9 protein-coding genes are annotated in these 11,037 nt (G+C 62.2%); 5 read left to right on the top strand and 4 right to left on the bottom strand.

The window, feature by feature from the left end; genetic code table 11:
* Window positions 1-425: 425 nt before the first annotated feature.
* Window positions 426-1,649: a chromate efflux transporter gene (chrA, locus tag J5J10_RS13020; protein ID WP_211930207.1), complete on the top strand. Its 1,224-nt coding sequence runs from the start codon at window positions 426-428 to the stop codon at window positions 1,647-1,649.
* 4 nt (window positions 1,650-1,653) lie between these two features.
* On the opposite strand, the gene J5J10_RS13025 is transcribed toward chrA, so the two are convergent.
* Window positions 1,654-2,652, bottom strand: a complete 999-nt coding sequence (locus J5J10_RS13025) for an NAD(P)H-quinone oxidoreductase (RefSeq protein WP_211930208.1) — start codon at window positions 2,650-2,652, stop codon at window positions 1,654-1,656.
* A 105-nt stretch (window positions 2,653-2,757) separates the two neighbouring features.
* On the bottom strand, window positions 2,758-4,563 hold the full coding sequence (locus J5J10_RS13030) for a GGDEF domain-containing protein (RefSeq protein WP_211930209.1): 1,806 nt from the start codon (window positions 4,561-4,563) through the stop codon (window positions 2,758-2,760).
* A 236-nt stretch (window positions 4,564-4,799) separates the two neighbouring features.
* Here J5J10_RS13030 and betI point away from each other — a divergent pair, with 236 nt between their 5' ends.
* The 3 genes from betI to betB are packed head-to-tail and all read left to right on the top strand — an operon-like array spanning window position 4,800 to window position 8,425.
* Entirely contained in the window at window positions 4,800-5,387 is a 588-nt protein-coding gene (gene betI / locus J5J10_RS13035) for a transcriptional regulator BetI (RefSeq protein ID WP_211930210.1), read from the top strand.
* A 54-nt stretch (window positions 5,388-5,441) separates the two neighbouring features.
* On the top strand, window positions 5,442-6,959 hold the full coding sequence (gene betC, locus J5J10_RS13040) for a choline-sulfatase (RefSeq protein ID WP_211930211.1): 1,518 nt from the start codon (window positions 5,442-5,444) through the stop codon (window positions 6,957-6,959).
* Between the two features lie 2 nt (window positions 6,960-6,961).
* Window positions 6,962-8,425, top strand: coding sequence for a betaine-aldehyde dehydrogenase (betB, locus tag J5J10_RS13045; protein WP_211930212.1), 1,464 nt, complete (start codon window positions 6,962-6,964; stop codon window positions 8,423-8,425).
* A gap of 114 nt (window positions 8,426-8,539) precedes the next feature.
* Here betB and J5J10_RS13050 read toward each other — a convergent pair whose 3' ends face one another.
* Both J5J10_RS13050 and J5J10_RS13055 read right to left on the bottom strand, forming a co-directional pair.
* Window positions 8,540-8,890, bottom strand: coding sequence for a helix-turn-helix transcriptional regulator (locus tag J5J10_RS13050; protein WP_211930213.1), 351 nt, complete (start codon window positions 8,888-8,890; stop codon window positions 8,540-8,542).
* A gap of 3 nt (window positions 8,891-8,893) precedes the next feature.
* Window positions 8,894-9,139 (bottom strand): cytotoxic translational repressor of toxin-antitoxin stability system, encoded by a 246-nt coding sequence (locus tag J5J10_RS13055; RefSeq protein ID WP_211930214.1) that lies wholly within the window; start codon window positions 9,137-9,139, stop codon window positions 8,894-8,896.
* Window positions 9,140-9,235: 96 nt separating this feature from the next.
* Between J5J10_RS13055 and betA the strand changes: the two genes are divergently transcribed.
* Window positions 9,236-10,891: a choline dehydrogenase gene (betA, locus tag J5J10_RS13060; protein WP_211930215.1), complete on the top strand. Its 1,656-nt coding sequence runs from the start codon at window positions 9,236-9,238 to the stop codon at window positions 10,889-10,891.
* Window positions 10,892-11,037: the final 146 nt, after the last annotated feature.

Raw genomic sequence — 11,037 nt, forward strand, 5'->3', positions numbered from 1 at the left:
GTCACCATCTCGAGAGCCGTCTGTTCGGGAGCAGGTTTCTTCAACATGTCCCAGTGAATCATAAACCCCCGGATGTAGCCAGGGGTTTGTCAGCAGTCTGAGGGCCGCCTCTCGGCGGCCCTTCCATGAAATCCGGTTGCTGTCCGGACCCGCGTCTGGCGGGACGCGAAGGAGGGAGATGTCAGGCGGAGGGCTGCCTCGCTGCCACCGTCACCTTTCCAAAGTCCTTAAACAGAACCGATATCCCATTAGACATTGGATCACCTCCTTTCGCTTCGTTGAACATAAACGCAAGGTAGGCCTGACGCGCGATGATTTCAAGGCGTCTGTCTTGTCTGCGATCGTACCGAGAAAAAACCGCGCCTTCTTCCCCTTGTCACGCAATTCCGTCTAGTGTGCCGCCACTCCAAAAAACAGAAGGCGCAATGACCGACAGCACCCCGTCCACCGAGTCCCGACGGCAACCCGCCGGCAGCGCGGGCGAAGTCTTCGTCACATTCCTCAAACTCGGCCTGACGTCCTTTGGCGGCCCCATCGCCCATCTCGGCTATTTCCGGGACGAGCTGGTCGTCCGGCGGAAATGGCTCAATGAAAAGGCCTATGCCGACCTCGTGGCGCTCTGCCAGTTTCTTCCCGGTCCCGCCTCCAGCCAGGTCGGGTTCGCGCTCGGACTTTTGCGCGGCGGCCCGCTCGGGGCTCTCGCCGCGTTTACGGCCTTCACCCTACCCTCAGCGCTGCTGCTGATCGCGTTCGCTTTTGGGTCGACGATGATGGGGGGACGGATCGGTTCTGGCATTCTTATCGGATTGAAGATCGTCGCGGTCGCCATCGTGGCGCAGGCGGTCTGGGGCATGGCCAGGAACCTCTGCCCCGACAAGGAGCGGGCGACGATCGCGCTTGGCGCGGTGCTCGTGGTGATGCTCGCCGCCGGCGCCATTGGACAGGTCGCGGCGATCACGCTCGGGGCCGTCGCCGGCCTATTGTTCTGTCGCGGACCGGGTGCTGAACTTACCGGGCATATCGGCTTTCCCGTCAGCCGCTCGACGGGCACGCTGTTTCTAGCGGCGTTCTTCATTCTGCTGATCGGCCTGCCGGTTCTCGCGGCGACTGCGGGGTCTCAAGGCGTCTCCCTGTTCGACGCCTTCTATCGTTCGGGCGCGCTGGTGTTCGGTGGCGGGCATGTGGTGCTGCCGCTGCTGGAGGCTGAAGTGGTGCGCAGCGGCTGGGTGAGCCATGACGCCTTCCTCGCCGGCTATGGGGCGGCGCAGGCGGTGCCGGGTCCGCTCTTCACCTTCGCGGCCTATCTCGGTGCGGTGTCGGGACCAGAGCCGAATGGCATTGCCGGCGCGGCGATCGCGTTGGTGGCGGTGTTCCTGCCCGGCTTCCTGCTGCTGCTCGGCACGCTGCCGTTCTGGGATGCCTTCCGCAAGCAGGCCTCGGCGCAGGCGCTGATGCGCGGCGCCAATGCGGCCGTCGTCGGCATTCTCGGCGCGGCGCTCTATTCGCCTGTCTTCACCAGCGCGATCACAGGACCTTACCCCTTCGCGCTGGCGCTCACCTGCTTCGTGCTGCTGATGGCATGGAAGACACCGCCGTGGATCGTCGTGCTGGTCGCGGCGGCCGGCGGGATTTTGATCGGGCTTGCCTGAGCGGTCAGAGCTTCAGGACGATCTTGCCGATGTGGCTTGAGCTTTCCATCAGGCGATGCGCTTCGACAACCTGATCGAAGGGCAGGACCGCGTGGATGACCGGCCCGACGGTCCCCTTCTCCAGCAGCGGCCAAACCTCGGCGCCGAGTTCGTCGCGGATACCGCGCTTCTCGTCCGCCGTGCGCGGCCGCATGGTGGAGCCGGTGACTGTCAGGCGCTTGACCATGATCTGGGTCAGGTCGACCTGTTCGGCGACGGCGCCGCCGAGGAAGGCGATCATCGACAGGCAGCCGTCCTTGGCAAGGACCGAGAGGTTGCGCTGGAAATAGGGTGCGCCGACCATGTCGAGGACGACATCGACACCGCGCTTGCCGGTTTCGGCCTTGATGATCTCGACGAAGTCTTCGTTCTTGTAGTTGATCGCGCGCTTGGCGCCGAGATCGACGCAGGCCTTGCATTTCTGATCCGAGCCGGCGGTGGCGTAAATCTCAGCCCCGAATGCCTTGGCAAGCTGGATGGCCGTCGTGCCGATGCCGGAGGTGCCGCCGTGGATCAGCACGGTCTCGCCTTCTGTGACACCCGCCATCTGGAAAAGGTTGGCCCAGACGGTGAAGAACGTCTCCGGCAGCGCCGCAGCCTTCTCGGCATTGTAGCCCTTCGGGAAGAGCAGCGACTGGCCAGCCGGGACGGCGCAATATTCGGCGTAACCGCCGCCATTGGCGAGCGCACAGACGCGGTCGCCAATTTCGAATTCAGCCACGCCGTCGCCAAAGCCGACCACCTCGCCGGCGACCTCAAGCCCGAGGATCGGGCTTGCATCCTTCGGCGGCGGATAGGTGCCCTGGCGCTGGGCGACATCCGGTCGATTGACGCCGGCGGCCTCGACGCGGATGAGGATTTCGCCCGGACGCGGCGTCGGAACGGCGGTCTCGCTAAGGCGCATCACCTCCGGTCCGCCAAATGACGGCAGATCCACGAAACGCATGGTCGATGGAAGGGACATGGCCGGCTCCTCTGCTATGGTCGGAGAGCCTTACCTAGGCCAGGATCATGGCGATGGGAAGGAGGTGGATCGTCGCGGCGACCATTCAGAGATACCGATCAGGCCTCAATCCGGATCCTGGAAGGCACCGAGAAACAGGCCGCTGTCGCTTTCCTTGGCCTTCGTCTTGATGCCAGCGATCATGGCGCTGATGCGGTTGATATCCTCGATGACGAGGCCGCCCGGAAGTTCGAGGACGCCGATCGAGCAGCGCATCAGCGGGAACTCGCGCAGATTACCGTTACGATCATGGCCGCGGATGACGCCATTGCGGCGATCCTCCTCGGAATAAAGCTCCACCACGTCGTCGTGGAAATCGGAGATCAAACGGTCGAGGATTTCCGTGATCTCATCCCGCGTCCAGTCGCGCACGCCGATGAAGAAATCATCGCCGCCGACATGGCCCAGAAAATCGCCGTCGGAGAAGAAATAGCGGCGCATCAGCGCGGCGAACAGCGAGATGGCATGGTCGCCCAGATGGAAGCCGTAGTGATCGTTGAACGGCTTGAAGTTATCGAAGTCGCAATAGCAGAAATAGCGAACCTCGTCGCCGTCGCGGCCTGCCTGCTGCATGAAATCCCGAACAGCGCGGTTACCAGGAAGGCTCGTCAGCGGGTTCTGGTCCTGGGCGACCTGCAACTGCTTGTCATTGATGACGCGGATCAGCGAGGCGGCTGAGACGACGCCGGCATAGCGCATGTTGTCGGTAAGGATGACGCAGTCCGAACCGTCCATGTTGGCAAAGATCGTTGTCAGGCGCTCGGCGTCGGCATCGAGCCCGACGATCGGCGCGCGGGTGACGAAGTGCGAGATCGTCCGCTCGTAGATCTTGTTCTTGAGAAGATCGCGGCCGAACGGCTGATAGATGTATTCCTTCAGGTGGTATTCGTTGATCGTGCCGCGCGGCTCGCCATTGGCGTTGAGCACGGGAAAGAAGGTCTGGCGCGGATTGCGGCGGAAGAGATCGAAGACGGAGTCTATGCTGTCGTTCTCGTAGACGGTCGGCAGGTGTTCGATCTGCTTGCGGATCAGGATTTCGTCGAGCGTCTGCGTGGTGCTCTTGAGTTTGCCGAGATCCTGCAGATGAGGGAAGCCGGGCAGCAGTTCGGACACGAAGGTGGTCGGCCGCGCAATGAACCAGCCCTGCACGAGATCCACGCCGAACTCACGGCAGGCGAGAAATTCCGCCTCGGTCTCGATACCTTCCGCGATGACGCGCACGCCAAGAACGTGGGCGATGTTGACGATGTTTTTGACCAGGTGGCGCTTGCGCGGGCTTTTGTCGATATCGCAGACGAAGTGCCGGTCGATCTTCACGTAGTCGACCGGATAGTCGCAGAGCAGCTTCATCTCGCCGTGGCCGACGCCGAAATCGTCGATCGCCAGCTTAAAGCCCGAGCGGCGCATGGACTGGACGAGCTCGGCGAACTCGGGATGATTGGTATTGTCGAAGCGCTCCGACAATTCGAAGCAGACGGAGGACGGCGGGATGCCAGCCTTGCGGAGATGGGCGAGAACCGACGCCATCAGCGCATGGCCCTGCGGGATGAGGCGGACGTCGAGATTGAGGAAAAGCGTGGCGCCCGCATAATCGGGCACGGTCTGGAACTTGGCCAGCGAGCGGGCGGCGATCATCTGTTCCAACGCCATCAACTGGCCGCACTGCTCGGCGCGATCCAGGAAATCGACGGGGTTTTCAAAGCCGATGCGGTCCTGCCCGCGCATCAGGGATTCATAACCGAATACGGCGCCGGTCCCTGCCTCGACGATCGGCTGAAAGGCATTCTCGACGACGAGTTTCGCGAGTGTCAGCAATTGATCGTCAGCGAACCGACGCAGAACGCCTGCTTCAACCGCTGCCTGCGCAATCATGACCTTCTCCAAATACCTTTGTTTTTATGGGGTGATCGTCCTTGGTAATCGTCAAGAAAACCTTTCCGGTACATGACAATCGGATGAAAGTTTTGTGACATAACGGTCAGTAAAATTGTAATCAAAACAGCACCTTAACGCATCCAATAGCAAAGTAAGAATGTCATTCGCGGCCAAGGAGTTTTTTGTTGATTGATCAGTCAATCAAAAATAAACTGCGGACCAGGAGAACGAAGATGCCCAAGGTTGGAATGGAGCCCCTGCGCCGTAAGGCGCTGACGGATGCGGCGCTGCGCACGATCGGCCAGCACGGCTCTCTCGGCGTCACGATGTCGGAGATCGCCAAGGAAGCCGGCGTGTCGGCGGCACTTGCGCATCACTACTTCGGCTCCAAGGAGCAATTGCTGAACGAGACGATCCGTGAGCTGCTGCGGCAATTGCGGCGCGACGCCGTTGAGGCGCTTGCAGGGGCAGAGACGCCACGCGCGCGTCTCTCGGCCGTGCTCAGGGTCAGCTTCGCTGCGGAGCAGTTCACGCCGGAGACGGTGGCGGCCTGGCTCGCCTTCTACGTCGATGCGCAACGGTCGGAAGAGACGCGGCGGCTGCTTGTCGTCTATGCGCGGCGGTTGCGGTCCAACCTCCTGTCGGCACTTGGTCGCCTTTGCCCGCCCGATGACGCGGCGCGGATTGCAGAGGGCGCGGCCGCGATGATCGACGGGCTCTATATCCGGCAAAGTCTGCGCTCCGCCCCGATCAGTTCCACCGCATCGGTGGCACTAGTGGAGGACTATCTGGAAGCGCAGCTCAAGGGCTTCGTCCGATGACTGCAGGCGGACCTGATTGCTTTTACGATATTTCAAACCGGGGACAGTGACGCCGTGGGCAAGCCGAACATTCTGATCATCATGGTCGACCAGTTGAACGGGACCTTTTTTCCCGATGGCCCGGCGGAGTTCCTGCACGCGCCGCACATGAAGGCGCTGGCGGCCCGCTCGGCGCGGTTCCGGAACAACTACACCTCCTCGCCGCTCTGCGCCCCTGCCCGCGCCTCCTTCATGGCGGGTCAGCTACCGAGCCGGACGCGGGTCTACGACAATGCCGCCGAATACGTTTCCTCGATCCCGACCTTCGCGCATCACCTGCGCCGTGCCGGCTATTACACGGCGCTCTCCGGCAAGATGCATTTCGTCGGACCGGACCAGCTGCACGGCTTCGAGGAGCGGCTGACGACCGATATCTATCCGGCCGATTTCGGCTGGACGCCTGACTATCGCAAGCCGGGCGAGCGGATCGACTGGTGGTATCACAACATGGGATCGGTAACGGGCGCCGGTGTTGCCGAGATCACCAACCAGATGGAATACGACGACGAGGTCGCCTTCCTCGCCAACCAGAAGCTCTACCAGCTGTCCCGCGAGAACGACGACAAAGAGCGCCGCCCATGGTGCGTCACGGTCTCCTTCACCCATCCGCACGACCCCTATGTCGCCCGGCGGAAATACTGGGACCTCTATAACGACTGCCCGCATCTCATGCCCGAGGTCGGCATGCTGGAGAAGCAGGACCCGCATTCGGAACGCATCCTGAAGTCCTGCGACTATGCGGGCTTCAACATCACGGACGAGAACGTAAAGCGTTCGCGCCAGGCCTATTTCGCCAACATCTCCTACCTCGACGACAAGGTGGGCGAACTGGTCGACACGCTGACGCGGACCCGGATGCTGGACGACACGCTTATCTTCTTCTGCTCCGACCATGGCGACATGCTGGGCGAACGCGGTCTGTGGTTCAAGATGAACTTCTTCGAGGGTTCGGCCCGTGTGCCACTGATGGTAGCAGGTCCGGGCGTCACGGCCGGGCTGCATACGACGCCGACCTCCAACCTCGACGTGACGCCGACGCTCTGCGATCTCGCGGGCATCGACATCCAGGAGATCAAGCCGTGGACCGACGGGATCAGCCTCAAGGGCATGATCGACGGCACCCCCCGCACCGAGCCAGTGCTGATGGAATATGCGGCGGAAGCCTCCTATGCGCCGCTTGTCGGCATCCGTGAGGGCAAGTGGAAATACATTCACTGCGAGCTCGATCCGGAGCAGCTCTACGATCTGGACGCCGACCCGAAGGAGCTCACGAACCTGGCCGGCGATCCCGCCTATGCTGATGTCATCTCCGGCTTCCGCGCCAAGCGTGACGCGCGCTGGAACATGGTGGAGTTCGATTCCGCCGTGCGCGAAAGCCAGGCGCGGCGCTGGGTGGTCTACGAGGCGCTCCGAAACGGCGCCTATTTCCCCTGGGACCACCAGCCGCTCCAGAAGGCATCCGAGCGCTACATGCGCAACCACATGAACCTCGACAATCTCGAGGAATCCAAACGCTATCCGCGCGGAGAATAATGATGAAAGCCCAACCGCAAGCCTCCCATTTCATTGACGGCGAATACGTCGAGGATACCGCCGGCACCATCATCGAGAGCATCTATCCGGCCACCGGCGAAGTGATTGCCCGGCTGCATGCGGCGACGCCTGCCATTGTCGAGAAGGCAATTGCGTCTGCCAAGCGCGCGCAGAAGGAATGGGCTTCCTGGAGCCCGGCGGCCCGCGGCCGTGTCTTGAAGAAGGCCGCCGAGATCATGCGCGAGCGCAACCGCGAGCTTTCCGAGCTCGAGACGCTCGACACCGGCAAGCCGATCCAGGAGACCATCGTCGCCGATCCGACCTCGGGTGCCGACAGCTTCGAATTTTTCGGCGGCATCATCGCGACCGCGATGAACGGCAGCCAGATCCCGCTGGGTGGCGACTGGGCCTATACCAAGCGCGTGCCGCTTGGCGTGGTCGTCGGCATCGGCGCCTGGAACTACCCGCAGCAGATCGCCTGCTGGAAGGGCGCACCGGCGCTCGCCGCCGGCAACGCCATGGTGTTCAAGCCGTCGGAAGTGACGCCGCTCGGTGCGCTGAAGATCGCCGAGATCCTGATCGAGGCCGGCGCGCCGAAAGGCGTCTACAATGTCGTGCAGGGGGACCGCGAGACCGGGCCCCTTCTGGTCAGCCATCCCGATGTCGCCAAGGTGTCGCTCACCGGTTCCGTGCCGACGGGCCGCAAGGTGGCAGGGGCTGCGGCCTCGCAGCTCAAGCATGTCACCATGGAACTCGGCGGCAAGTCGCCGCTGGTCGTCTTCGACGATGCCGATATCGACAGCGCGATCTCGGGCGCCATGCTCGGGAATTTCTATTCCACGGGCCAGGTCTGCTCGAACGGCACGCGCGTCTTCGTGCACAAGGCGATCAAGGACACGTTCCTCTCGCGCCTCAAGGCCCGCACCGAGGCGATCGTTATCGGCGATCCGCAGGACGAGGCGACGCAGATGGGGCCGATGGTGTCGCTCGCCCAGCGCGAGAAGGTCATGTCCTACATCGACAAGGGCAAGGCCGAGGGCGCGACGCTCATCACCGGCGGCGGTATTCCAAACAGCGTCACCGGTGAAGGTTTCTACATCCAGCCGACCGTGTTCGCCGATGTCACCGACGACATGACCATTGCGCGCGAGGAGATTTTTGGGCCGGTGATGTGCGTGCTCGATTTCGAGGATGAGGCAGAGGTTATCGCGCGGGCCAACGCCACGGAATTCGGCCTGTCGGCCGGTGTTTTCACTGCCGATTTCTCCCGCGCGCATCGCGTGGTCGATCAGCTCGAAGCCGGAACGCTCTGGATCAACACGTATAATCTCTGCCCGGTCGAGATCCCCTTTGGCGGCTCGAAACAGTCAGGCTTCGGCCGCGAGAATTCGGCGGCAGCGCTGGAGCATTATTCCGAGTTGAAGACGGTCTATGTCGGCATGGGCAAGTGCGAGGCGCCGTATTGATGTCTGGAGCTCGTCATGCGCGGGCTTGACCTGGGCATCCATTCCGGAACTGCGGCCCCTCAGGGCATCCTCGGGTTTAACCCGAGGACCGAGGATGACGGAGTTACGCGCCGCTCAGACGACGATGTTGTCGAGATCGACCTTCAAGGCAGCAGCAATGCGCTTCAGGACGTCGACGGAGCCGGTCTTCTTGCCGCTTTCGATCTCCGAGAGATAGGGCTGCGAAATGCCGGCGGCGGCAGCGAGGTCGGAGACGGACATCTTTCGGTAGGTGCGGAAAACCCGAACCGGGTTTTCACCGTTGGCGCGTGCTTCGACGACGGACAAAGGCCAGACCTCCTGACCGCCGGCGATTTCGGCCAGCACAGCGCTCGCCTCAAGACCGTCGACAAGGTCCTCGTAGTCTTCCTCGCTCAGCAAGACATAGGCCTTGCCTTCGATCTCGATCTTTTGGATCCGTCCCATCGCTTACTCCTTGTAGATGCTGCCGCGCGGACCGGCCGCCACGACCAGAACAATCCGCCCCTGATCATCGATGATGACGCGGTCGTCACCAACTCTGATGCGCCAAAGTTCAAGGCCTTTCATCTTCTTGATGTCGACCCTTTCGCCACGGGCATAGGCCTTGACCTTTGCAATGATCGCAACACGACGCTTGGGTTGCATGCTCTGCAGCGCCTTGTCGGCACGCTGCGACACAACGACTTCCTTCATCCCGCCACCGCAGCCCTGAGCGATATCGATGTGCCTGAATATAGCGCAGAGCGATACGCCTGTCACCTCTACCACTAAGCACCGGATCACTCTCCCATGACCCAGCAAGCAGATTTCGTCATCATCGGTTCCGGCTCGGCGGGTGCGGCCATGGCCTATCGCCTGTCGGAGGACGGCAAGAACACGGTCATCGTGCTGGAATTCGGCGGGTCCGATATCGGGCCGTTCGTGCAGATGCCGGCAGCCCTTGCCTATCCGATGAACATGGATCGCTACAACTGGGGCTACATGACGGAGCCCGAGCCGCATCTCAACAATCGCCGGATGATCGCGCCGCGCGGCAAGGTTATGGGCGGGTCGTCGTCGATCAACGGCATGGTCTATGTGCGCGGCCATGCGGAGGACTTCAACCGCTGGGAAGAGATGGGTGCGACCGGCTGGGCCTATGCGGACGTGCTGCCCTATTTCAAGCGGCAGGAGACTTCGCATGGCGGCGAAGAGGGCTGGCGGGGCACCGATGGTCCGCTGCATGTCCGTCGTGGCGAGATCAGGAACCCGCTCTATCGCGCCTTCATCGAAGCGGGACGGCAGGCCGGGTTCCCGGTGACGGAAGACTATAACGGTCGGCAACAGGAAGGCTTCGGCCTGATGGAACAGACGAGCTGGCAGGGGCGGCGCTGGTCGACGGCGAATGCCTATCTCCGGCCCGCTCTGAAACGACCGAATGTCTCGCTGATCCGCTGTTATGCCCGCAAGGTCGTGATGGAAGGCACCCGCGCCGTCGGCGTCGAGGTCGAGATCGGCGGCAAGATTGAGATCATCAGGGCGAACCGCGAGGTGATCGTGGCGGCCTCGGCCTTCAACTCGCCGAAGCTCCTGATGCTGTCGGGCATCGGACCAGCGGCGCATTTGCAGAACATGGGCATCCCTGTCGTCGCCGACCGTCCGGGTGTGGGCCAGAATTTGCAGGATCACCTGGAATATTACCACCAGTTCAAGTCGAAGCTGCCGATCACCCTGCATTCGAAGAACAACTGGTTCTGGATGGGGATCGTCGGCGCGCAATGGCTGTTCTTCAAAAAGGGGCTCGGCACTTCCAACCAGTTCGAGGCGGCGGCCTTCATCCGATCCGCTCCAGGCGTCAAATGGCCCGACATCCAGTATCACTTCCTGCCGATCGCAATCTCCTATGACGGCAAGTCTGCCGTCGGCGGCCACGGCTTCCAGGCGCATGTCGGCTACAACATGTCGAAGTCACGCGGCTCGGTGACGCTGCGCTCGCCGGACATGAAGGACGCGCCTGTCCTGCGCTTCAACTATATGAGCGATCCGGAGGACTGGGTGAAGTTCCGCCATGCGGTGCGCATGACCCGCGAGATCTTCAATCAGAAGGCCTTCGATCCCTATCGCGAAGCGGAGATCGCACCGGGGCCGAATGTCCAGTCGGACGAGGAAATCGACGCCTATCTGCGGGAACACCTGGAAGGCGCCTATCACCCCTGCGGCACCTGCAAGATGGGCCGTGCCGACGACCCTATGGCCGTTGTCGATCCGACGACCAAGGTCATCGGTGTCGAAGGGCTACGCGTCGCGGATTCGTCCATCTTCCCGCATGTGACCTATGGCAACCTGAACGGCCCCTCCATCATGACGGGCGAGAAGGCCGCGGATCATATTCTCGGCAGGCAGCCGCTGCCGCGCAGCAATCAGGAGCCGTGGATCAACCCGCGCTGGGAGACGAGCGACCGTTAACCGCGTTTTCTCACGCGGCACCACGGTTTTGCGGAAAAGCCGTACCGGGTCATGCTATTCCGCCTTGTCATGGCGGTCGCTGGCACCCATAAGGGACGAGACGACGTCTCATACAGGTGAATGGCGGTAAAACACCGGCATCGCCT

The organism is Ciceribacter sp. L1K23, assembly GCF_018122705.1.
Classification (GTDB): Bacteria; Pseudomonadota; Alphaproteobacteria; order Rhizobiales; family Rhizobiaceae; genus Allorhizobium.

Bases quoted from the DNA above. Each gene is read 5' to 3' on its own strand.
- betI (WP_211930210.1), top strand. From the start codon at position 4,800: ATGCCCAAGGTTGGAATGGAGCCCCTGCGCCGTAAGGCGCTGACGGAT.
- J5J10_RS13025 (WP_211930208.1), bottom strand. From the start codon at position 2,652: ATGTCCCTTCCATCGACCATGCGTTTCGTGGATCTGCCGTCATTTGGC.
- chrA (WP_211930207.1), top strand. From the start codon at position 426: ATGACCGACAGCACCCCGTCCACCGAGTCCCGACGGCAACCCGCCGGC.
- J5J10_RS13030 (WP_211930209.1), bottom strand. From the start codon at position 4,563: ATGATTGCGCAGGCAGCGGTTGAAGCAGGCGTTCTGCGTCGGTTCGCT.
- betA (WP_211930215.1), top strand. From the start codon at position 9,236: ATGACCCAGCAAGCAGATTTCGTCATCATCGGTTCCGGCTCGGCGGGT.
- betB (WP_211930212.1), top strand. From the start codon at position 6,962: ATGAAAGCCCAACCGCAAGCCTCCCATTTCATTGACGGCGAATACGTC.
- J5J10_RS13055 (WP_211930214.1), bottom strand. From the start codon at position 9,139: ATGAAGGAAGTCGTTGTGTCGCAGCGTGCCGACAAGGCGCTGCAGAGC.
- J5J10_RS13050 (WP_211930213.1), bottom strand. From the start codon at position 8,890: ATGGGACGGATCCAAAAGATCGAGATCGAAGGCAAGGCCTATGTCTTG.